General features: G+C 61.9%; 21 protein-coding genes and 1 pseudogene. 11 read left to right on the top strand and 11 right to left on the bottom strand.

Annotation, left to right across the window (positions count from 1 at the left end; genetic code table 11):
* Positions 1 to 12: 12 nt before the first annotated feature.
* Together L6963_RS09520 and L6963_RS09515 are read left to right on the top strand one after the other, a co-directional pair.
* Entirely contained in the window at positions 13 to 2,289 is a 2,277-nt protein-coding gene (locus tag L6963_RS09520; protein WP_237207467.1) for a heavy metal translocating P-type ATPase, read from the top strand.
* A 29-nt stretch (positions 2,290 to 2,318) separates the two neighbouring features.
* The gene (locus L6963_RS09515; protein WP_237207466.1) at positions 2,319 to 2,894 is read left to right on the top strand and encodes a YdhK family protein; all 576 of its coding nucleotides are present in this window, start codon (positions 2,319 to 2,321) and stop codon (positions 2,892 to 2,894) included.
* Between the two features lie 97 nt (positions 2,895 to 2,991).
* Here L6963_RS09515 and L6963_RS09510 read toward each other — a convergent pair whose 3' ends face one another.
* Positions 2,992 to 3,999 (bottom strand): LLM class flavin-dependent oxidoreductase, encoded by a 1,008-nt coding sequence (locus tag L6963_RS09510; RefSeq protein WP_237207465.1) that lies wholly within the window; start codon positions 3,997 to 3,999, stop codon positions 2,992 to 2,994.
* A gap of 135 nt (positions 4,000 to 4,134) precedes the next feature.
* The gene (locus L6963_RS09505; protein WP_237209128.1) at positions 4,135 to 5,094 is read right to left on the bottom strand and encodes a helix-turn-helix domain-containing protein; all 960 of its coding nucleotides are present in this window, start codon (positions 5,092 to 5,094) and stop codon (positions 4,135 to 4,137) included.
* Between the two features lie 141 nt (positions 5,095 to 5,235).
* On the opposite strand from L6963_RS09505, the gene L6963_RS09500 reads away from it, so the two are divergent.
* From L6963_RS09500 to L6963_RS09470, 8 genes and pseudogenes are all read left to right on the top strand, one after another.
* Entirely contained in the window at positions 5,236 to 6,651 is a 1,416-nt protein-coding gene (locus L6963_RS09500; RefSeq protein WP_237207463.1) for an aldehyde dehydrogenase family protein, read from the top strand.
* Positions 6,652 to 6,867: 216 nt separating this feature from the next.
* Positions 6,868 to 8,193 carry an MFS transporter gene (locus L6963_RS09495; protein WP_237207462.1) on the top strand — a complete coding sequence of 442 codons (1,326 nt, stop codon included), beginning with the start codon at positions 6,868 to 6,870 and terminating at the stop codon, positions 8,191 to 8,193.
* Positions 8,194 to 8,322: 129 nt separating this feature from the next.
* Entirely contained in the window at positions 8,323 to 9,531 is a 1,209-nt protein-coding gene (locus tag L6963_RS09490; protein WP_237207461.1) for a thiolase family protein, read from the top strand.
* Complete coding sequence (locus L6963_RS09485; protein WP_237207460.1) at positions 9,531 to 10,289, top strand: enoyl-CoA hydratase/isomerase family protein; 759 nt, start codon at positions 9,531 to 9,533, stop codon at positions 10,287 to 10,289. The genes L6963_RS09490 and L6963_RS09485 overlap by 1 nt, the downstream gene beginning before the upstream one ends.
* A gap of 9 nt (positions 10,290 to 10,298) precedes the next feature.
* The gene (locus tag L6963_RS09480) at positions 10,299 to 11,165 is read left to right on the top strand and encodes a 3-hydroxyacyl-CoA dehydrogenase family protein (protein WP_237207459.1); all 867 of its coding nucleotides are present in this window, start codon (positions 10,299 to 10,301) and stop codon (positions 11,163 to 11,165) included.
* A gap of 87 nt (positions 11,166 to 11,252) precedes the next feature.
* Complete coding sequence (locus L6963_RS09475; RefSeq protein ID WP_237189394.1) at positions 11,253 to 11,558, top strand: helix-turn-helix domain-containing protein; 306 nt, start codon at positions 11,253 to 11,255, stop codon at positions 11,556 to 11,558.
* Positions 11,548 to 11,811, top strand: a pseudogene (locus L6963_RS11920) (HipA N-terminal domain-containing protein); the annotation flags it as partial. The gene L6963_RS09475 and the pseudogene L6963_RS11920, both read left to right, overlap by 11 nt.
* Before the next feature lie 66 nt (positions 11,812 to 11,877).
* Positions 11,878 to 12,741 (top strand): type II toxin-antitoxin system HipA family toxin, encoded by an 864-nt coding sequence (locus L6963_RS09470; RefSeq protein ID WP_237225460.1) that lies wholly within the window; start codon positions 11,878 to 11,880, stop codon positions 12,739 to 12,741.
* Between the two features lie 97 nt (positions 12,742 to 12,838).
* On the opposite strand, the gene L6963_RS09465 is transcribed toward L6963_RS09470, so the two are convergent.
* Positions 12,839 to 13,267 (bottom strand): PaaI family thioesterase, encoded by a 429-nt coding sequence (locus tag L6963_RS09465; RefSeq protein ID WP_237207457.1) that lies wholly within the window; start codon positions 13,265 to 13,267, stop codon positions 12,839 to 12,841.
* A gap of 130 nt (positions 13,268 to 13,397) precedes the next feature.
* Between L6963_RS09465 and paaZ the strand changes: the two genes are divergently transcribed.
* Positions 13,398 to 15,479, top strand: coding sequence for a phenylacetic acid degradation bifunctional protein PaaZ (gene paaZ / locus L6963_RS09460; RefSeq protein ID WP_237207456.1), 2,082 nt, complete (start codon positions 13,398 to 13,400; stop codon positions 15,477 to 15,479).
* Here paaZ and L6963_RS09455 read toward each other — a convergent pair.
* The 8 genes from L6963_RS09455 to L6963_RS09420 form a co-directional block, all read right to left on the bottom strand.
* A complete protein-coding gene (locus L6963_RS09455; RefSeq protein WP_237207455.1) occupies positions 15,476 to 16,168 on the bottom strand; it encodes an MOSC domain-containing protein in 693 nt (230 codons plus the stop codon). The two genes, paaZ and L6963_RS09455, sit on opposite strands and share 4 nt — an antisense overlap.
* Before the next feature lie 25 nt (positions 16,169 to 16,193).
* On the bottom strand, positions 16,194 to 16,808 hold the full coding sequence (locus L6963_RS09450) for a TetR/AcrR family transcriptional regulator (RefSeq protein WP_237186730.1): 615 nt from the start codon (positions 16,806 to 16,808) through the stop codon (positions 16,194 to 16,196).
* Between the two features lie 84 nt (positions 16,809 to 16,892).
* Entirely contained in the window at positions 16,893 to 18,266 is a 1,374-nt protein-coding gene (locus tag L6963_RS09445) for a phenylacetate--CoA ligase family protein (protein ID WP_237207454.1), read from the bottom strand.
* On the bottom strand, positions 18,263 to 18,694 hold the full coding sequence (locus L6963_RS09440; protein WP_237207453.1) for a PaaI family thioesterase: 432 nt from the start codon (positions 18,692 to 18,694) through the stop codon (positions 18,263 to 18,265). The genes L6963_RS09445 and L6963_RS09440 overlap by 4 nt, the downstream gene beginning before the upstream one ends.
* An 83-nt stretch (positions 18,695 to 18,777) precedes the next feature.
* Positions 18,778 to 19,557: an enoyl-CoA hydratase gene (locus L6963_RS09435; RefSeq protein WP_237205187.1), complete on the bottom strand. Its 780-nt coding sequence runs from the start codon at positions 19,555 to 19,557 to the stop codon at positions 18,778 to 18,780.
* Positions 19,558 to 19,582: 25 nt separating this feature from the next.
* Positions 19,583 to 20,512 carry a 3-hydroxyisobutyrate dehydrogenase gene (mmsB, locus tag L6963_RS09430; RefSeq protein ID WP_237207452.1) on the bottom strand — a complete coding sequence of 310 codons (930 nt, stop codon included), beginning with the start codon at positions 20,510 to 20,512 and terminating at the stop codon, positions 19,583 to 19,585.
* 54 nt (positions 20,513 to 20,566) lie between these two features.
* Positions 20,567 to 21,328, bottom strand: coding sequence for an SDR family oxidoreductase (locus L6963_RS09425; protein WP_237207451.1), 762 nt, complete (start codon positions 21,326 to 21,328; stop codon positions 20,567 to 20,569).
* Positions 21,329 to 21,359: 31 nt separating this feature from the next.
* On the bottom strand, positions 21,360 to 22,565 hold the full coding sequence (locus L6963_RS09420; RefSeq protein WP_237198308.1) for an acyl-CoA dehydrogenase family protein: 1,206 nt from the start codon (positions 22,563 to 22,565) through the stop codon (positions 21,360 to 21,362).
* Positions 22,566 to 22,611 lie beyond the last annotated feature (46 nt).

The following is a 22,611-nucleotide window of genomic DNA, read 5'->3' as shown; positions in this document are numbered from 1 at the left end:
AAAGAAGGCGTCATGCCAACCCAATCCACCGCTGAGGTTTTCACCGGTGACACCCGCATCGTGAATCTGAATGTGGGGGGTATGACCTGCGCGTCCTGCGTGGGGCGGGTGGAGCGCAAGCTCAAGAAAATTGGAGTGGACCCCTCGGTTAACCTTCCGTTGGAAACCGCCCGTGTGGTTGCGCCTGCCTCGGTCACTGACCAGCAGCTGATTGAGACGATTGAGAAGGCCGGGTACACGGCGAGTTTGAAGCAGGACGCCGTCGAGCAGGTTGATGAGGCTGAGCAGGGGTCGCTCACTCCGCGTCTGTGGGTGGCAGCGGTCTTTACCCTGCCGGTGTTTTTGATATCTATGTTTGCTGCTTTCCAGTTCCCTCATTGGGGCTGGGTGGTTGCAGCCCTGACCCTGCCGGTGGCGACCTGGGCGGCTCTGCCTTTTCACCGCCCGGCCTGGACTAATCTTCGGCACGGTTCTTTCACCATGGACACCCTGATTTCCCTGGGTGTTATTGCTTCCTACGCTTTTTCACTCTGGCAGCTCCTTATCGATCCGGCTATGACCGCCCATGCCGGCCACGGGACGTCCGCCGGTGGGCACGGCATGGACCACATGCTCTACTTCGATGCCGCCGCCATGATTACCCTCTTCCTGCTGGCTGGCCGCACTATTGAACACCGCACCGCCCGGCGGTCGTCCCAGGCCCTGCGGGCCCTGCTGAATCTGGGGGCTAAATCGGCCACGGTGCTGCAGGGCGGGCGGGAAGTGCAGATTCCCGTCAAGGATCTGCTGCCCGGCGACAACTTTCTGGTGCGCCCCGGCGAGAAAATCGCGGTGGACGGCGAGGTTGTCGAAGGACGCTCGGCGGTGGACACCTCCCTGCTGACCGGTGAGTCTGTGCCGGTTGAGGTGGAAGTTGGGGACGCTGTTGTCGGGGCGACCGTCAATACGTCCGGATCCCTGACGGTGCGGGCAACCCGGGTGGGAGCCGATACCGTGCTGGCCCAGATGAGCCGCACCGTGGCCGAGGCCCAATCGACGAAGGCTCCTATCGCCCGCCTGGCAGATAGGGTATCTGCGGTTTTCGTTCCGATTGTCATCGGGCTGGCCCTGGCCACCCTGGCAGGATGGTTGTTGCTGACCGGCGACCTCAACGCCGCCTTTACCGCAGCCGTGTCGGTGCTGGTCATCGCCTGCCCCTGCGCCCTGGGTCTGGCCACCCCTACGGCCCTGCTGGCAGGCACCTCGCGCGGTTCCCAGCTAGGTATTCTGATTCGTTCAGCCCAGGTGCTCGAATCCACCAAGCACCTGCGCACCGTGGTGCTCGATAAGACCGGCACCGTCACCACCGGCGCCTTCACCCTGGCTGAGGTAACCCCCTTAGCGGGTTTTGAAGCCCAGGACGCCGGGCGTCTGCTGGCCCTGGCAGGGGCAGCTGAGAGCCGCTCTGAGCACCCCATTGCCCGGGCTATCACCCAGGCAGCCCAGGCTGCTGGAGCGGGTTCCTCTCTGCCTGAAGTCACCGCCTTTGAGTCAGCCCCCGGCGGGGGTGTGCGAGCCACCCTACTGGAAGAGGTTTCCTCGGGTGAAAGCCGAGAAATCACAGCCCTAGTGGGTCAGGCCAGCTTCTTGGCTGCCGAAGGTATCGAGCTGAGCGAAGCCCAAACCCACGCCCTACTGGCCGGGCAGGAGGCCGGACGCACCACCGTCGTCCTTGCTCTCAACGGGCAGCCCGCGGCCCTGCTGGCCCTGCAAGATACCCCCAAGCCGGGGGCGTCCGAAGCCCTGGCAGACCTCAAGGCCCTGGGGCTCACCCCGGTTCTACTGACCGGGGACGCCGAACCCGTCGCCCGTGCGGTAGCTGCCCGGGTGGGCATTGACTCCGCGAATGTTTATGCGGGAGTTAGCCCCTCCGATAAGCTGGCCACCATCACCCGCCTACAAGAGGGCGGGGTGGGGGTCGCCATGGTGGGCGACGGTGTGAATGACGCAGCCGCCCTGGCCAAGGCCGATGTAGGCGTGGCCATGGGGTCGGGCACCGACGTGGCTATGGAGGCTGCCGACATGACCATTGTGCGCAGCGACCTAAGCTCACTGCCGACAGCCATTCGACTCTCGCGGGCCACCTTGCGACTCATTAAGAGCAACCTCTTCTGGGCCTTTGCCTATAACACGGTGGCTATTCCGGTGGCAGCAGCCGGCCTGCTCAACCCCATGATTGCAGCAGCAGCCATGGCCTTCTCCTCAGTCTTCGTGGTACTCAACTCCACCCGACTGCTCCGCTTTTCCTAACACCCCAACCAACGCCCCAGGAGGCACCTATGAAAACCCTACCCACCCGCGTCCTCGCCCTCGCTGCCCTATCTCTGCTGGCTCTGACCGCCTGCGGGTCCAACGAGTCAAATGCTAAAAACGAGGCTGAGGCTCTGGTCTCGTCAGCTGCCGCAGCCCACGCTGATCACGCCAACCACCCGACAGATGGCGGGCCCGCACCTGCCGGTATCGCTGAAGCATCAGACCCCACCTACCCGGTTGGCACCGAGGTTGTTCTCGCCGCTGACCACATGAGTGGTATGGACGGGGCTACCGCCACCATCGTGGGCGCCTACCAGACCTACACCTACTCGGTGAACTACACCCCTACCGATGGCTCTGACCCCGTCACCGACCACAAGTGGGTTGTGCAGGAAGAACTGGCGGACGCCGGGAGTGAGCGCCTTTCCGACGGCGCCCCCGTGACCATCGAGGCTGAGCACATGACCGGCATGAGGGGAGCTGAGGGGACGGTTGAATCGTCCACCGATGAGACCGTTTATATGGTGGACTTTACTGCCGGTGGCATGACCATGAAGAACCATAAGTGGGTCACTGAATCCGAGATTGAAGGGGTCAAGTAACTCCTCATTCTCAAAGGGACCGCAAAACTTAAAAAGGACCGCATAATATGCGGTCCTTTTTTGGAAATGAGGTCCCCTTGCGAAGGGCAGGAAGGAGCTAGAGGGCGGGCTTAATATCGCGGACGATGGCCTCCAGCTGACGCAGGTTGAAGTCCACTCCCAGCATGTTGGGAATGGTCACCAGCAGGGTATCCGCCTCGGCCACGGCCTCGTCCTGAGCCAGCTCTTCGGCGATTTTGTCGGGCTCACCGATGTAGCTCTTGCCGAAGCGGGAGACGGCACCGTCCAGAATACCGACCTGGTCCTGCCCCTCAGCCTGGGCGCGCAGGCCGAAGTAGTAGTTACTCTGCTCATCAATAATCGGGATAATCGAGCGCGAGACCGAAGTGCGCGGGGTACCCTCGTGCCCGGCGTCCGCCCAAGCCTGCTTGAAGATACGTAGTTGCTCGGCCTGGAGCTGGTCAAAGGGCACACCGGTATCTTCCAACAGCAGGGTGGAGGACATAAGGTTCATGCCCTGTTCGCCGGTCCAGCGGGCAGTATCGCGAGTGCCAGCACCCCACCAGATACGACGGGGCAGGCCGGGTGACTGGGGCGTAATCGGATCAAGCTGGATGGGGTCAGAAACGCTCTGGGCGATTCCCTTCCCGGCAATAGCCTCGCGGAAGAGGGCGGTGTGACGGCGAGCCATGTCAGACTCGTCCTCCCCCTCGGCAGGTAGGTAGCCGAAGTGGGCAAAGCCCTTGTAGACGGTCTCGGGTGAGCCGCGGGAGATACCCAGCTGTAGGCGCTCGTTACCGGCAATCAGGTCAACCATGGCAGCCTGTTCTGCCATGTAGAGCGGGTTTTCGTAGCGCATGTCGATGACGCCGGTGCCCAGCTCGATGGTGGAGGTGCGGGCTGCTGCGGCGGCCAGCAGGGGGAAGGGGGACATCTGTTGCTGGGCGAAGTGGTGGACGCGGTAGAAGGCCCCGTCCAGCCCGATGTCTTCAGCGCCGACCGCTAAATCGATGGCTTGGTGGAGCATGTCGGCGCCGGTGCGGGTTTTGGAGCCGGGGTAGTCGCCGTAGTGGCCAAAGGAGAGGAAGCCGATTTTAGGTGCCACGGTCTTATGCCTTTCAGGTTAGTTTTCCTTACAGGCATTACTTTACCAGTAAAGCATTTCGAGCGATAGGGAGACGCCATCGGAAAAGTGCAAGTGCCCGTCACTTTTCATACGGCAGTTGCACTTTTCGACAGGCTAGCTAGCCAGCATTCTCGCCCGGTAGGCCGAGGGTGATTCACCGTATTCAGCTTTAAAGGCCTTACTCACGTGCGAGGGGTCAAACAGGGCATAGCGAGCACTGATAGTCTGCACCGAATCCCCGCGGTAAAGGGGGTTAGCCAAATCCTCTCGAATACATTCCAGGCGGCGGGTGCGGATGTAGGTAGAGACGGTCTGCTGATTGGCCGCAAACCTGCCATGCAGCTGCCGCAGAGAGATGTAAAGAGCGTCAGCAATTTTACCGGGACCCAGGTCGGGGTCGCCCAGATGCTCTTCAATATAGGCGACGGCCTGGTGAAAGAGCATATTGCCCGGCGAGCGCCCGGCTTCGTTTGACTCTGCTGCCATGACGGTAATCAGCATTTCGAGGGCTGAGCGTACGAGGGCCAGGGCGTGGGGGCCGCTGAGTTCGTCAAGGTTGGCTGCGAGCTGCTCAAAGAGGGGCACGGCGAACTTTCCGAGCCCTTGCTGGTCGGAGACGGGGGTAGCCGTAATGACCCCTACATAGTCGGCCCCCAGGTGCACGAAGTTTTGCGGGAAGAGCACAATGAGGCTGCGCTGCTGGCCGGGGTATTCGAGCTGGTAGGGGCGTTTGGTCACGTAGAGGGCCAGGTCGCCGGGGCGCAGGTGGCAGGTGCGCCCGTCCTGGGTGAGCACGGCTTCGCCGTCGAGCTGCAGGCTGAGTTTGCAGTAGCCGTTGTGTTCGGCGTCGTGCGCGTCGGGGGTGCGGGCGACACTGTGGGCAGGGGTGGTCATGTCGAAGAGTTCTACATCCCCCAGGGAGGCGGTGCGGACGTTGGCACTGAAGTTTTCGGGGTCATCACAGGTGATACGCAGGTCGCCGAAGCTTTCGCGCGCACCGGCACACCAGTCGGTGAAGCCGAGTTCTTGGTGCTGCCTGAAGCGGTAGGCTGCGCGGTTTTCTTCTTGGCTCACGTGGGCGTCCTCCTGCTGTCCTGCGGTCACATAAGTGGTCGGGCGCACACTGCGCCAAATACTGTGCACGGCTCGCCTAACGCGCATAAAACCGTGACTCACATCATAGATGTAACCGTTTTTAACAGCAAGGAGATGACAATGCTGTCACTACCCACATCCTACTCAGAACTGGTGAGCCGCGTGACCGTGGGCGGCACCCGCGAGGTTTTTGACCCGGCCACCGAAGAGCTTATCGGCCTGGCACCCGAGCAGGGCACCGACGTCCTTGACCAGCTTGTCGCCAAGGCGCGGGAGGCCCAGCCCGCCTGGGCAGCCCTCTCTCACGCCGAGCGCAGCGACTACCTCATGAAGATGGCGGACGCCATCGAGCAGGCCTCCGAGCCCCTGGCCGAACTGCTGTCGCGCGAGCAGGGTAAGCCCCTCAACGGCCCCAATGCTCGGTTTGAGCTGGGCGGTTGCGTAGCCTGGACTCGCGCCACCGCGTCCTTCGGCATGGAGGAAGAGACCCTGGTGGATGACGGCGAGACCCGCGCCGTGCTCAACTACCGCCCCATTGGCGTAGTGGGCGGCATCGGCCCCTGGAACTGGCCCCTCATGATTACCATTTGGCAGATTGCCCCGGCCCTGCGCATGGGTAACACCATTGTGCTCAAGCCGTCCGAGTACACCACCCTGAGCGTGCTGGCCCTGGTTGAGGTAATCAATACCGTGCTCCCCGAGGGCGTTGTGCAGATTATCCCGGCAACTCCCGAGGTAGGCGCTGCCATGACCACCCACCCGGGCATCGATAAGATTACCTTTACCGGCTCTACCGCTACCGGCAAGAAGATTGCCGCATCAACGGCCGATACCCTCAAGCGCCTCACCCTGGAACTGGGCGGCAATGACGCCGGTATCGTACTGGATGACGCCGACCCCAAGGCCATCGCCGAGGGGCTTTTCTGGGGCGCCTTTATCAACACCGGCCAGACCTGCGCGGCCCTCAAGCGCCTCTATGTACCCGACTCCCTCTACGACCAGGTCTGCGGCGAGCTGGTTGCCGTTGCCCAGAATATGCCTATGGGTGTAGGTCTTGATGAGCAGAACGTTCTGGGTCCCCTGCAGAACAAGGCCCAGTACGACATTGTTGCCAATCTAGTCCAGAAAGCTAAGGACGCCGGTGCGCGCGTCCTGCTGGGTGGTAACCCTGATGAAGGGGCCAAGGGCTTCTTCTACCCCACCACCCTGATTGCCGATATTGACAAGGACAACCCCCTGGTGGTTGAGGAGCAGTTTGGCCCGGCTCTGCCGATTATCCGCTACTCCACCCTGGAGGAAGCCCTCGAAGAGGCCAACAAGCTGAATGTGGGCCTGGGCGCCTCGGTCTGGTCATCAAATATTGAGCGAGCCCGGGAGGTTGCTGCCAAGGTTCAGGCCGGCACCGTCTGGATTAACAAGCACGGCGCGATTGACCCCCGCATCCCCTTCGGCGGCATCAAGGAGTCAGGTTACGGCGTGGAGTTTGGCGTCGAAGGCCTCAAGCACATGGGCCTGCCGCAGGTTATCTGCGAATAGCCCCACCCGCACCTGCCCCGCCCGGACGCACCCGGGTGGGGCAGGCGTCCTTAAGCCCCTGTGTGCGGGGCGAGTAAAAAATTACTGACCGAGCGTTAAAAAATTTCTCGCGCAGACCTATTGCACACCCCACATTTTCGTATATGATTTCAAACAAATGTGACCCCCACCTCAGGAGGGCGCATATCATCCACCCCCGCACACAAGGAGACACCGATGTCTTCACACATGGCAGCTAGCACCCGTCACCGGGTCAGCCGCGAAGAAAAGAAGGTGCTAGCAGGCACCCTCATCGGCACCACCATCGAATGGTACGACTTCTTCATCTACGCCCAGGCCGCAGGCCTGATTCTTGCCGCCCAGTACTTCACCCCCGAAGGTGAAGACAAGACCATCGCCCAGATCGTTTCGTGGGCGTCCCTGGGTATTAGCTTTATCTTCCGCCCGCTCGGCGCTATCGTCGCCGGCCACATCGGCGACAAGTTCGGCCGCCGCATCACCCTGGTGCTCACCCTCATCCTGATGGGTATCGCCACCGTCGGTATCGGTTTTGTGCCCACCTACGCCCAAATCGGCATCGCAGCGCCCATCATTATCGTGGTTCTGCGTATTCTCCAGGGCTTCTCAGCCGGCGGCGAATGGGGCGGCGCCGCCCTCATGTCGGTGGAGCACGCACCCCGCAACAAGCGCGGCTTCTTCGGAGCCTTCCCCCAGATCGGCGTGCCCCTGGGCATGATTCTGGCAACCCTGGTCAACCTCTTCCTCAACTCCATTTTGACCGAAGAGCAGTTCCTCAGCTTTGGCTGGCGTATCCCCTTCTGGTCGTCCATCATCCTGATTCTGGTGGGCTTCTACATCCGCCACTCCGTTGAAGAATCCCCCGTCTTCAAGGAGATGCAGAACCTCAAGAAGCGCGAATCAGCTCCGCTCAAGCAGCTCTTTAAGGGCAACACCAAAGAGGTTGTGCTGGCAGCCCTGATCTTCATCGCCAACAACGCAGCAGGCTACCTGGTTATCGCCTTCTTCATCTCCTACGGCGTGAAGGCCCTGGGCATGACCCGCGGCGACGCCATGACCGCCTCACTTATTGGTGGCCTGGGCTGGCTTACCTTCACCATGGTCGGCGGCTGGATGAGCGACAAGATTGGCCGCGTGCGCACCTTCCAGCTGGGTTACGGCTTTATGATTCTCTGGGCCGTACCCATGTGGTTCCTGATCGACAGTGGCAACGCTGCTCTCTTCACCCTGGCTATTTTCATCCTCACCATTGGCCTGGGCCCCTCCTACGGCCCCCAGTCGGCCATGTACGCCGAGATGTTCCCGGCCTCCGTGCGATTCTCGGGCATCTCGATTGGCTACGCCATCGGCGCGATTCTGGGTGGCGCTTTTGCCCCCATGATCGCTGAGATGATTCTGAAGCAGACCGGCCAGTCCTGGATGATTGGCGTCTACATCGCGGCCCTGGCTGTGGTGTCGGTGATTGCGGTCAGCATGGTACCCAAGAGCAACCAGGAGGTCGACCTTCACCCCGAAGAGGCATAAGCTCTCAGCCCCCGCCACCCCACCGGTGGCGGGGGTCTTTCTCTTGCCCTTGACCTACATCACTTAAAGTGAAAAGATTTAGTGAACGATTGGTCAGTTATTTCTTGGCTTTCTGACAAAGGAGTTTGAATGTCGCAGACACCCCAGGCTTATCTCGTAGGCGGCTCCCGCACCCCCGTGGGGCGTTACGGCGGGGCGCTGTCGTCCGTCCGCCCCGATGATCTCGCGGCCCTGGTGATTAAGGACGTCGTCGAGAAGGCCGGGCTTGACCCGGCGGCTATCGACGAGGTCATCTTGGGCAACGCCAACGGTGCCGGTGAAGAGAACCGTAACGTAGCCCGCCTGGCCTGGCTGCTCAACGACTACCCCGACACCGTCCCCGGCATCACCGTCAACCGCCTGTGTGCCTCGGGCATGAGCGCTATTACCCTGGCTGCGCAGATGATTAAGGCGGGTGAGGCCGATATCGTGATTGCCGGTGGCGTGGAGTCTATGTCCCGCGCCCCCTGGGTCATGGAAAAGCCCACCACCGCTTTTGCCAAGCCCGGCCAGAGCTTCGATACCTCTATCGGCTGGCGCTTCGTCAACCCCGTATTTGCTGAGCGCGACAAGTTCACCTACTCCATGCCAGAAACCGCAGAAGAGGTAGCCCGCGTCGATTCTATTTCCCGCGAAGACTGTGACGCCTTTGCCGTCCGCTCCCACGAGCGGGCCATCGCGGCCATTGAAGCCGGGCACTTTAAAGACGAAATCGTGCCCGTGGTGGTACGGGACCGCAAGGGCCGGGAAACCGTGGTTGATACGGACGAGGGCCCCCGCCCCGGCACCACCCCCGAGGTACTGGCCAAGCTGCGCCCGGTCGTCGCCGGTGGTTCTGTGGTGACGGCAGGTAATTCATCCTCCCTCAACGACGGGGCATCAGCCATTATTGTGGCCTCCGAAGAAGCCGTGAAGAAGTACGGGCTAACCCCGCGCGCCCGCGTTGTCACCGGCACGTCCGCCGGTCTAGCCCCCGAAATTATGGGTCTGGGCCCCGTACCCGCCACCGAAAAAGCCCTGGCCAGGGCCGGGTGGACGGTGGCAGACCTGGGGGCTGTGGAACTCAACGAGGCTTTTGCCTCCCAGTCTCTGGCATCCATGCGCCGCCTGGGCCTGAGCGAGGATACCGTCAACCGCGACGGCGGGGCGATTGCCCTGGGCCACCCGCTGGGCTCGTCCGGCTCCCGCATTGTCATTACCCTGCTGGGCCGCATGGAACGCGAGGGCGCCAGCAAGGGCCTGGCCACCATGTGCATTGGCGTGGGCCAGGGCGCTGCCCTGCTGGTGGAGGCCGTCTAATGTTTGAGCACTTCACCGCCCTCGCCGTTGAAGAGGGCGAGGACCGCCTGGTCGTCCGCATGAACCGCCCCGAGGTGCGCAACGCCATTGACGCCACCATGGTCGCCGAGCTCCACGAGGTCTGTGCCTACCTCGAGGTCACTCCCAAGATTCTGATCCTGACCGGCTGCGAGGTAAACGGGCGCGGGATTTTCGCCTCGGGCGCCGATATCGCCCAGCTGCGTGAGCGCCGCCGGGAGGACGCCCTGCGCGGGGTCAATTCGCAAATTTTTGACCGCATCCATAAGCTCCCCATGCCGGTGATTGCCGCCATTGACGGCTACGCCCTGGGTGGCGGTGCGGAGCTGGCCTATGCGGCTGACTTCCGCCTGGGCACCCCCTACATCAAGATGGGCCAGCCCGAAACCAACCTGGGTATTATCGCCGCCGCCGGCGCCCTCTGGCGCCTCAAGGAGCTGGTGGGCGAGCCGGTGGCTCTTGAGATTCTCATGGCCGGTCGAATCCTGTCTGCCGAGGAGGCACTTGAGCTGCACCTGGTGACCGAGCTGCATGAGCCGTCCGCCCTGCTCCCCGCGGCCCACGCCCTGGCAGACCGTATTGGAGCCCAGGACCCGCTGGCGGTGCGCGTAACCAAGCGGGTCTTTGCGGCCCCGCGCGAGGCCCACCCCCATATTGATGAGTTGGCCCAGGCGATTCTGTTTGAGTCCCAGGCCAAGTTTGACCGTATGCAGGCTTTTCTTGATCGGAAGAAGAAGTAGAGGTAAGTGATGACTGAAGTTCACGAGTTGAAGGTTCCTGCCCGCGTGGGCGTGCTGGGCGGCGGACGCATGGGCGCGGGTATTGCCCATGCCTTCCTGCTGGCCGGGGCCCAAGTTGTGGTGGTTGAGCGGGACGCCCAGGCGGCCGAAGCTGCCCGCGAGCGCGTGGAGCGCGATTTGGCTAAGTCGCTGGAGCGCGGGGCTTTTGACGGTAATTTTGATGAGCTGACCGAGCGGTTTGCGGTGTCGGTGGATTACGGTGATTTTGCCGACCGCCAGCTGGTGGTTGAGGCTGTGCCCGAGAACTGGGATGTGAAGGTAGGCGCCCTGCGAGCTGTGGAGGAGCAGTTGGGTGAGGACGCCTGGTTGGCGTCGAATACCTCGTCGCTGTCGATTGATGGGTTGGCGGAGTCTTTGGAGCGCCCCGGTCACTTTATTGGCCTGCATTTCTTTAACCCGGTGCCGGCGTCCAAGCTGGTGGAGGTGGTGCAGTCCAAGCATTCGTCTGCCGAGCTGAAGGAGGCTGCCCGCCTCTGGGTTGAGGGGCTGGGCAAGACCCCGGTGGTGGTCAATGACGCCCCCGGTTTCGCCTCCTCACGTCTGGGTGTGGCGATTGCCCTTGAGGCTATCCGCATGGTTGAGGAGGGAGTGGCTAGCCCTGAGGATATTGATAACGCTATGGTGCTGGGCTACAAGTTCCCCATTGGCCCGCTGGCTTTGACCGATGTGGTGGGGCTGGACGTCCGCCTCGGCATTGCTGAGTATCTTGAGTCGCAGCTGGGTGAGCGGTTTGCCCCGCCGCAGCTCATGCGCGATATGGTGGCCCGCGGGGAGCTGGGCCGTAAGAGCGGCAAGGGTTTCTACGACTACAGCTAGGCCAGCCTACCCATACAACAAACAGAAGCTTTTCTTTCACTATGGAGCTTATACTGAAAGAAAAGCTTCTGTTTAAGGGAGGTCTCAGTGGGATATATTCCCCTACCCGTCCGCCGGGCACAGCGCACCATGGGCGAAAATCTAACTACCCAGCGTAAACTTCTGGGTCTTACCGCCCAAATGGTCGCAGAACGAGCAGGAACCACGGTAGTAACCTTACGAAAGATTGAGTCGGGTCAGCCCGTTCGCTCCGACATTCTGCTCACGGTCTTGAAAGTCTTGGGCATGCTCGATGGAGTTGTTACCGCAACCGATCCTTATCTCACCGACGTGGGCAAGCTCCGAGCCAACGAGAAGCTCCCCAAGGTGGTAAGGCGGCGCAATGAACCCTAAAGTCACCGTTACAACCCTTATCGGCACTCAAGAAGTAGTCGCCGGGCACCTTTATCCCGCGTATCGAAACGGGGTCTTTTCGTACACCACAGATTACATTGCTCACCCGCGTGCTTTTGCGCTAGCACCTTCCCTGCCCCTCGTAGCAGGCCCACAGGCCTTTGACGGGCTAGGGCCTTTTTCTGATAGTGCCCCCGACCGCTGGGGGCGTAAGCTTCTGCAGCGAGCAGCAGGTAAGACTAGTCTTGGGGAATACGACTACCTTCTCGGGGTAAATGACGCCAGCAGACAGGGGGCTACGCGTTTTTGGCTTGAAGGAGTGGCCCAAGCAGCAGATGGAACAGGCGTTCCGGCTGAGGTGGATTTACCCCAGCTCCTATCAACGGCAGATGCTGTGGAACAGAACTTTACTGATATTCCAGATATACAGACCCGTCGGCTTTTTCGGGCAACCGGTTCTCTAGGCGGGGCTCGCCCCAAGGCGAATGTGAAGATTAACGGTCAGCTATGGCTGGCTAAGTTCCCTAAGCCTATCGGGGACGACTGGGACATCATGGGGTGGGAGTTTACGGCACGCTCTCTACAGGAGAAAGTTGGCATTACTGTACCGCAGGGGCGAACCCTAACCATTACAGACGGGGCTGAAAATCCCCGGCGGATTTACCTCCAAAGACGTTTTGACCGTACCCCTCAGGGGGCACGCATTCCCTATATTTCTGCTATGACCGCCCTCGAAGCCCAGGACGGCGATGGTGGCGACTGGGTTGATTTGCTGGAGTTCGCACGTGAGCATGGGGCCAATACAGGGGAGTTGTGGCGGCGTCTCGCTTTCGGCTACCTCTTGGGCAATACCGATGATCATCTACGAAACCACGGGTTCCTGCATGTCTCTGGGGCTTGGTCCTTAGCTCCTAGCTTTGACGTTAATCCAACACCCGATGAGGCTTTTCATCAGCTGTCACTGTACGGCTCTGAGGATTACGCCCTGCATGATGTTCTTCACCGGGAGATCCTTAGTCTTTGTGGGTTAACCGAAGCTACGGCGGAGCAGTGGTTGCGGACGGCGTACTCGGTTCTTGAGGGGGCTGTCTCAGAAGCCAGAAAGAACGGTTTAGATGCCCACAGCCTGAGCATCATGGAGCCGCGCTTTGCACAGTCTCTTGAAGAACTTAGGGATTTCTAGGCCCGCCCACCCCGGTAGGTACCAGTTAAATCAGAAAAACCCACGAACTAGGTGGGTTTTTCTGGTTTAAATGGTACCCACCCAACTGAGGTGGTACCTACTTGATGAAGTTGGTGATACGCAGGGTGCACAGGCGCGCGCCCGTATCTTCGTGGGTAATAATCACTTCGTGGGTGGTCAGGGAACGGCCCAGGTGAATGGCGGACGCCGTCGCCCGCACGGTGCCGGTTTTTGAGGATTTGTGGTGGGTGGCGTTCACGTCCACGCCCACCGCAACCTTGCCCATGGATGAGGCATGAATGACTGCGGCCCAGGAGCCTACGGCCTCCCCCAGGGCCAGCATGGCACCCCCGTGCAGCAGGCCCAGGGACTGACGGTTGCCCTCCACCGGCATGGTGGCCACCACGCGCTCGGCAGACTCTTCGAGCACCTGTACGCCCATCTTTTCGTCTAGCTCACCCAGGGTAATTTTCCAGAGTTCGACCTGCCCGTCAGCCTCCTGGCCGGGGCCTACCTGCTCGCCCATGAGCGTCCTTTCCGCCCTGTCCTCAAGGGGTGCAAGGCTTTTCTTCACCTGTGATGTGAACTATAGTTTATACCAATAACTGAACGCTCGGTCACTTATTTCCGGGCGTCCCAACAGTAAGGATTTCTCAATGACGAGCACCCCCACCCTAGTTCCCAGCTTCATCAAGGGCTCCTGGTGGGCCCCGGAAAACCCCAGCTCAACCCAGGACGTCCTCCACGCCATCACCGGCGAGCCTATCTACCGGGTCTCCACCGAGGGAATCGACACCGCAGGGGCCATTGACTACGCCCGCACCACCGGCCAGGCCAACCTGGGTAAGCTCACCTTCCACGAACGCGCCCTCATCATCAAGCAGTTGGCCCAGTATCTGACCGACCACAAGGCCGAGCTCTACGAGCTTTCCTTCGCCACCGGCGCCACCCAGCGCGACCACTACATCGACGTGGACGGCGGTATCGGCACCCTCTTCACCTTCTCCTCCAAGGGCCGCCGCGAGCTGCCCAACTCCCGCGTCATCATCGACGGCAACGTTGAGCAGCTCTCCCGCGACGGCTCCTTCATCGGTGAGCACATCTACACCACCCTGCCCGGGGTGGCCGTTGAGATTAACGCCTTTAACTTCCCCATCTGGGGCATGTTGGAGAAGTTCGCCCCGGCCTTTATCGCCGGTATGCCCACTATCGTCAAGCCCGCTACTCCCACCGGCTACGTCGCCGAGGCGACCGTGCGTCTCATGTTGGATTCGGGTCTGCTGCCCGAGGGCGCCTTACAGCTGATTTCTGGCTCTGCCCGCGACCTGCTGGACTACCTGGACTACCGCGACCATGTAGCCTTTACCGGTTCGGCTGCCACCGCCCGCGCCCTGCGTCAGCACCCCAGCGTGCAGACCAAGGGCCTGCACTTTACCGCCGAAACTGACTCCCTGAACGCCGCTATTCTGGGCCCGGACGCCACCGCTGACACCCCCGAGTTTGAGGCCTTTATCAAGTCGGTCATGGTGGAGATTACCGCTAAGGCGGGCCAGAAGTGTACCGCTATCCGCCGCGTCCTGGTACCTGCCGGACGCTCCGCTGAGGTCGCCCAGGCCCTGGCGGGCAAGATTTCCGGACGGGTGGTGGTTGGCGACCCGCGCGAGGAGGGAGTGACCATGGGTTCACTGGCCTCCCCCGAGCAGAAGACCGAGGTTGAAAAGGCTGTGACCCGCCTGGTTGAGGCTGGCGGCACGATTGCCTTCCGCGGCGAGGCCCCCGAGGGCCCCTCTTTCTACCCGGTCACGGTGCTGACCTTTGAGGACGCCCGCACCCCCGAGGTTCATTCCGTTGAGGCTTTCGGCCCAGTGACCTCCGTACTGGAGTACACCGACCTGGCCGAAGCCGTTGAACTGACTGCCCTGGGCGAGGGCTCCCTGGTGGCTACGGTCTGCACCCACGATGACGCCACCGCCACCCAGCTGGCCCTGGGCATTGCCGCCCACCACGGCCGCGTCCTGGTGCTGGACCGCGAGGACGCCAAGACCTCAACCGGCCACGGCTCCCCCGTGCCCCACCTGGTACACGGTGGCCCCGGCCGTGCCGGTGGCGGTGAGGAGCTCGGTGGTGTGCGCGCCGTGAAGCACTACATGCAGCGCACCGCCATTCAGGGCTCCCCCAATAAGCTCACTGCCCTGACCGGGGTGTGGCACCCCGGGGCGGACGCCGCAACCGTCACCCGCGCCCAGGTAGAGTCGGGCGAGGGCGTGCACCCCTTCCGCAAGTCCCTGGCCGAGCTGGCCATCGGCGACCAGTTCGCTTCTGACCTGCGCGAGGTGAAACTGCAGGACATCACTGATTTCGCCCATGAGACCGGGGATATGTTCTACGCCCACACCGATGAGGAGGCTGCGGCAGCTAACCCCTTCTTCCCCCGTCGTGTGGCCCACGGCTACCTGTTGGTCTCGTGGGCTGCCGGGCTCTTCGTTGATCCAGCCCCGGGCCCGGTGCTGGCTAACTACGGCCTGGAGAACCTGCGCTTTATCACCCCGGTTACCTACGATGATTCGATTCGCGTGACGCTGACCGCTAAGAAGATTACCCCGCGCGTAACCGACGAGTACGGCGAGGTCACCTGGGACGCGGTGCTGCACAACCAGAAGGACGAAATCGTGGCCACCTACGATGTGCTGACACTGGTGGCCAAGACCTGGCCTATGGCCGAGGCTGACGCCAGCTAGCGCCCCAGCTTAGCCAGTAGCCGGTCGTGGTAGAAAGGCGGGTAGCAGCCTGCTTCTACCACGGCCTGCATGGAGGCACGATCACCCATAGCGGCCGCAAAGGCCTGCCCCATAGTCACCCCGTGGTCGGGGGCAGGCAGAAAAGTAATAGCATCCCCGGCTGTGATGGTGCCGGGGTGGATAACACGCAAGTAGGCACCGGCGTCCTGACGCTCAGTAAAGGTCTTTACCCAGCCTTTGTGGCCCAGCCAGTCGGCAAAGGTGCGGCAGGGCTGGCGCGGCACCGACACCTCAAGCACGGCCGTACCCACCGCCAGGCGCTGGTTGATAAGAACCCGGCTCCAGGTAATACCCTCGGTAGTTAGGTTCTCACCGAACTGCCCGTCAGCCAAGGGAGCACCTAAGCGCTCGGCCCAGTAATCCAATTCTTCCCGGGCAAAGGCATAGACCGCCTTGTCAGCACCGCCGTGGTGTTTGGCGTCCCCCACAAAATCCCCGCTCACGCCGGAGCCGTTGCCATAGCCGGGTGCCGGGGCAAAAACCTCCAGCGAAGCTACCGGCTGCTTATTGATACCGGTAGTGCCCCTACCGGTCGGGCTGGGCATTTCTGCCCCGCGATTGGTGGAGCGGACGCGCGCCCCCGCCGGGCTTAGGCCAGGAAAGGTAGGTGCGGAGTGGGTTTCAGTCATAAGTCTACGATACCCTGCACCACCTCTAGGGGCGGGGGCCTGCCGCAATCCCCCGAAAGGCCATATCAACGACCGTATCGGCCAGGGCCTCCACGTCGCCGCCGCGGGCTGGGTCGTACCAGACCGCCAGGGAGTTAATCATGCCGAAAATCAGGCGGGCCAGGGTGCGGGCGTCCGCGCTCTGCCGCACCTGCCCAGCCTGCTGGGCAGCATCCACCAAGGCCGCCAGGCGGCCGGTCAAGGCCCGGCGCTTATCGAGAGCAGCCTGCTGAGCCGGGGAATTACCGCGCAAACGCAGCAGCAGGGTCACATAGGGCAGGTGCTCAGCCAGCACAAACACGGTCTGGCGCACCACGAATTCAAGCCGCTCGCGGGCGTCCGCCTCTAAACTCTCGCCAGCCTCAAACACCTCGTCAAGGGCGTCGAGGGCACGGTCGAGGGCGATGCGTAAAATCTCTTCCTTGCTGGCCACGTGGTGGTAGATAGCACTCTTGGTCAGCCCCAGGCGCTTGGCGAGCATGTCCATGCTGGTGGCGTCGTAGCCGTGCTCGTTGAAGACCTCTACGGCCAGGCGCAGTACCTCTTGGCGGTCATAGCCGGGGCGACCGCGCTTGGCGGGCTGGGACTGGCGAGTGCTCACAGCATCTTCCTCTCACACACGGGTAGGGAGCCCCCGCACGGGAGCTCCCTACATGCTAACAAACCTGCCCGCAGGCGAGTAGGTTTATTCGTTGCCCTTGGGCTTGTTGCGGTAGTCGTAGATACGGCGAATCTTGCCGACGGAGCGGGGCAGGACGTCCGGGTCCAGTACCTCGATACGGCAGGTGGAGCCGATCTTGGTCTTGATGTCGTGTAGCAGGCGCTTACCGGCTTCTTCGGCGGCTTCTAGGGTGAACTCTTCGCGGCGTTCGATGCGCACGGTCATTTCGTCCATGCGGCCGGGGCGGGTCAGTTCCAGGGCGAAGTGGGGCGACAGCTCGGGCTGCTGCAGGGCCAGCTCTTCAACCTGGGAGGGGAAGAGGTTGACGCCACGCAGGATAATCATATCGTCGCTTCGGCCGGTAATACGGCCCAGACGGCGGTGGCCGGGGCGGGCGGTACCGGGCAGCAGGCGGGTCAGGTCGTGGGTGCGGTAGCGGATGATGGGCAGGGCTTCCTTGGTCAGGGAGGTAAAGACCAGTTCGCCGGGGCGGCCCAGATCGAGCACGGTATCGTCGAAGGGGTCGATAATTTCGGGACGGAAGTGGTCTTCCCAGATGTGGGAGCCGTCCTGGGATTCAAAGGATTCACCGGCCACACCGGGGCCCATAACCTCAGACAGACCGTAGATATCGCAGGCCTTGAGGGTGCCGAAGGTGAGCTCGATTTCGCGGCGCATTTCTTCGGTCCAGGGCTCGGCCCCTAGCACAGCTGTTTTGAGGGAGGTTTCTTTGGGGTCGATGCCCAGCTTGCGGAAGGCGTCGGCGATGGTTAGCAGGTAGGTGGGGGTGGAGAGAATCGCGTCGGGCTCAAAGTCACGGATGAGCTGCACCTGTTTTTCGGTCTGGCCGCCAGACATGGGAATGACAGCCGCGCCCAGGCGTTCAGCACCGTAGTGGGCGCCCAAGCCGCCGGTGAAGAGGCCGTAGCCGTAGGCGTTATGCACCTTGTAGCCGGGCTTGATACCTGAGAAGCGGAAGCAGCGGGCAACCAGGGCGCTCCAGGTGGCGATATCGTTTTCGGTATAGCCCACGACGGTGGGCTGGCCGGTGGTACCGGAGGACGCGTGGATGCGGCGGACGTCGCTCATGGGTACGGCAAAGGCCTTGAAGGGGTAGGCCTTACGCAGGAATTCTTTGTCGGTGTAGGGAAAGAGCTTGAGGTCGTCGAGCTCCTTGAAGTCACCGGGGTGCACGCCGTGCTCATCGTAGAGTTCCTTGTAGGCGGGCACGTTTTCGTAGGCGTAGTGCAGGGTCCAGCGCAGGCGCTCGAACTGGAGGGCCTCAATCTGGTCGCGACTCATCAGCTCCTCGGGGTCGGGAGCGCCGGGGTCAGTGGCTCGGGGGGCCGGGGTGTAGGGGTTTTCTACGCTGCAAGAGGGGGCCTTGTAGGTGCTCATGCCTGCTGTCCTTCCGTGGCTGTTGGGGGCTTGATGGAGCGGCCACGACCGCGGAACTCGGCGATGAGTTTATCTCCGCAGGTGACGGTCACATCAACGATGCTGTTGCGCCCATACTGTGCTGTGAGGTTCGCTTCAGCCCGGAGGGTTTGCCCTTCGTAGGCTGAGGCGATGTAGTTAACGTCAACGCCTGCCCCCACAGTGATGCTCTGGGCGTAGAGCTCAGGGTCACTGTGGTTGCAGGCGAGGGCGAAGGCGGTGTCTGCAAAGGCGAAGGTCATACCACCGTGGATGATGCCGAAGCCATTGACCATCTCATGCTTGATATCCATTTCAATGACGGCGTGGCCCAGCCGGGCGGTGAGCACGCGGATGCCCATCCAGTCGCTGGCGTGATCGCGTTCAAGCATGGGGTGGGTTGCGCTCACTCTGCCTCCAAAGTATTTAGTGACCGTTTGGTCAGTTATTCACTCACCCCAACTGTGTCACATTTTGGTGAGACACGCAACACTTAGCGGTGCTTAAAATCTGCCTCCCGCTTCTCCACGAAAGCAGCCATGCCCTCTTTCTGATCCTCGGTTGCAAAAAGAGCGTGGAAGGTGCGGCGCTCAAACTGGATACCCTGGGCCAGGGTGGTCTCAAAAGCGGCATTAACGGCCTCCTTGCAGACCTGGGCCACGAACTTTGACTTAGAGGCGATAGTTTCTGCCATCTCTAGGGCAGTGGGAAGGACGTCAGCGTCCTGCTCCACCAGGCGGGAGACCAGCCCCGCCCGTTCAGCCTCGTCCGCTCCCATAAAGCGCCCGGTCAGGCAGAGGTCCATGGCCTTGGCCTTGCCGACAGCGCGGGTCAGGCGCTGGGAGCCACCCATACCGGGAATGACCCCCAGGTTAATTTCGGGCTGGCCAAACTTGGTGGAAGGCCCAGCCACTAGCATGTCAGCCATCATGGCCAACTCGCAGCCACCACCCAGGGCATAGCCGTTCACGGCAGCCACGATGGGGGTGCGCAGGCGGGTGAGGTTATCCCAGTGGGCAAACCAGTCGGCTGCGTACATGCTGGCGTAGGTCTGGGACGACATTTCCTTAATGTCTGCCCCGGCGGCAAACGCTTTTTCGCTACCGGTGAGGACGATGGCCCCCACCTCGGGTGAGCGGTCGAAGTCGGTTGCGGCGGCAACAACCTCGCGCATGGTGGCATCGTTGAGGGCGTTCAGAGCCTTGGGGCGGTTGAGAGTAATCAGCCCAACCCGTCCGCGGGTTTCAACCAGAATATTCTCGTAAGTGGTCACGGTGTTCCTCCTTGCTGTGGGCGGGCTAGATGCCTGAGACGGGCGAGCCGTCGGCCTCACGAATAGCGTTGATGACGTCTGAGAAGTCCTTGGTGCCGCGCCCTTCTTCTACCAGGTGAGTATAGATATCTGCGGCGTGCTTGCCGAGTTCACCGTTGACCCCTGCGGTGTCGAGGGCGGCGACAGCTAGCCCCATGTCTTTGCTCATCAGGGCGGTGGCAAAGCCCGGTTCGTAGTCCCGGTTGGCGGGCGACCCGGGCACGGGGCCGGGTACCGGGCAGTTGACGTTGACCGCCCAGCAGTAGCCGGACGAAGTTGAGATAACGTCATAGAGCACCTGGGCGTCCAACCCCAGACGCTCACCCAATACAAAGGCTTCTGAAGCGCCCACCATGGTGATGCCCAGCAGCATGTTGTTGCAGATTTTGGCGGCCTGGCCGGTGCTATTGGTACCGCAGTGCACCACCTTCTTGCCCATCACCTCAAGCAGGGGGCGTACCTGCTCTACGTCCGCCTCAGTGCCACCCACCATGAAGGTGAGGGTGCCCTGCTCGGCCCCCACCATACCGCCGGAGACCGGGGCATCGACGGCCCGCATACCGGCCTGCACAGCTAAGTCGGCTGCCTGGCGGGCGTGCTCCACCTCGATGGTGGAGCAGTCCACGAAGAGGGTGCCGGGCTTAGCTGCAGCCAGCAGACCTCCCTGCCCCTCGCGTCCGCCGTAGGCTCCCAGAACGTGCTGGCCAGCGGGCAGCATGGTGATGACGATATCGGCCTGAGCTGCGGCTTCTTCACCGCTGGCAGCGACCTGGATTCCGCGGGCACGGGCGGCATCGAGCGCTGCGGGCACCAGGTCGAAGCCGTGCACGGTGTAGCCTGCAGAAACCAGGTTGGCTGCCATGTAGCCGCCCATGTGCCCCAGGCCGATAAAAGCGATAGTGGGTGTGGTGGTCATCTTCTTCTCCCTTATAAGGTGGGCTATTCTGTTTCGTCGGTTCCGGGGTGAGGCCTAGCGGGGGGCCATGCGCAGGGCGCCGTCCATGCGGATAGTTTCGCCGTTGATGTAGTCGTGCTCGGCGATGAAGACCGCTAGGTCGGCGTATTCGGCAGGAGCTGCAAGGCGCTGCGGAAAAGGCACGTTTTTAGCCAGCTCTTCACGGAACTCTTCGGTGATACCGGCCATGAGCGGGGTATCAACAATGCCCGGGGCAATGGTGTTCACGCGGATTCCCGAGCTGGCCAGGTCACGAGCGGCAGGCAGAGTGAGAGCAACGACCCCACCCTTAGAGGCCGCGTAGGCTATCTGACCAATCTGCCCCTCATAGGCGGCGATAGAGGCGGTGTTGATAATGACGCCCCGCCCGGCTGTGCCTTTCACCGGCTCCTGGGTGGCCATCAGGGCTGCCCCGGCTGTGAGCACATTGAACGTGCCATTGAGGTTAATGCTGACGGTTTTAGCGAAGAGGGCAGGGTCGTGCGGCCCCCTTTTGGAGAGGACGCGGGCCCCCGGGGCGATACCGGCGCAGTTGACTACGGTACGCAGGGGGCGCTCGTCCTGCCCCACCTGCTCGAAGGCAGCTTCAACGGCAGCGTAGTCGGTGACGTCGCCGGGCAGGAAGGTAACGCCATCAACCTCCCCGGCCTTCTCGATACCGGCGGGAAGGTCGAGGCCGTAGACGTGCACGCCGCGGGCAACCAGAGCGCGGGCGGTTGCTGCTCCGATACCCGAGGCTGCGCCCGTGACCAGGGCGGTGGTGTTGGTGAGATCCATGGTGCTCTCTTTCAGGTGGGAGGTGAGGGGTTTAGACGAAGGCTGAGTAGCCGGTCAGGGCCCGGCCCACGATAAGGGAGTTGATTTCGTAGGTGCCCTCGTAGGTGTAGAGGATTTCGGCGTCCCCAAAGAACTTGGCCATCTCGTAGTCGGTGGTCATGCCGTTGCCGCCCTGGATTTCCCGGCCCAGCCAGGCGCTCTGCCGGGCCAGCTTGGTGGTGGTGGCCTTGGCCATGGCGGCGTGAACCATGTCGAGGGTTCCGTTTTCTTGCATGCGGGCGCAGTTCATCATGAGCCCCAGGGCCGCCTGGGTGTTGCTCATAATTTCTGCGATGTTCTTCTGGATGAGCTGGAACTTAGCCAGGGGCTTGCCGAACTGCTGGCGGGTGATGGCGTAGTCGCGGGCGATATCGAAGATACCCAGCTGAATACCGTAGCCCTGCCAGCCCACCCAGGCGCGGGAGTTGCGCAGCATCTCGTTGGCGGCGTCGAAGTTGACGGCACCGGGCAGGTGGGCACTAGCGGGCACCTTCACGTCGGTGAGGGTGATGTGGGCGTTCTGCATGACGCGCAGGCCAATCTTGTTGCGAATCTTCTCGGCCTCATAGCCGGGGGCGTCGGTGGGTACGATGAAGGCCTTAATCTGCTGGTCGGCGGTATCACGGGCCCAGACCAGGGCGAAGTCGGCGATGGTACCCATGCCAATCCAGCGTTTTTCGCCGTTGATGACCCAGTTTTCGCCGTCAAAGGTGGCACTGGTTTCGAGGCCGCCAGCGATATCGGAGCCGTGGTCGGGCTCGGTCAGGGCAAAGGCACCGGTGAGTTCAAAGCTTTCGAGTTTCGAGAGCATCTCGGCTTTCTGCTCGTTGGAGCCGAGAATGTTGATCATACCGAGCACCAGCTCGTTGTGAATACCGACCAGGGCTGAGAGCGAGACATCTACCCGGGTTACTTCTGCGTAGACCAGGCCGCGGAAGAGCCAGGAGGTGCCGCTGGTTTCAAGGCGGGCCAGGCCCACTTCAGCCATGCCTTCAAGCAGATGCAGGGGGAATTCTTCGGTGTTCCAGTAGTCAACGATTTGGGGGCGTACTTCTTCTTGCAGGTAGGTGCGGATGCGCAAGAACCACTCTTTTTCGTGGTCGGGTAGCAGGTTGAGGACGCCGAAGGGGTCGATGTCGGGGAAGGGCAGGGGCTTTTCGGGTGGGTTTTTGACCATTCCGCGGATGTGGGTGTTCATAGGGTAGCTCTCCTGTGCAACGTCGTCGTGTGCAACTCACGGGCGG

This window comes from Rothia nasimurium (assembly GCF_928392795.1).
GTDB lineage: Bacteria > Actinomycetota > Actinomycetes > Actinomycetales > Micrococcaceae > Rothia > Rothia nasimurium_F.
The sequence above is the reverse complement of the archived record's forward strand: the minus strand, read 5'-3'. Positions and strand labels throughout refer to the sequence as shown.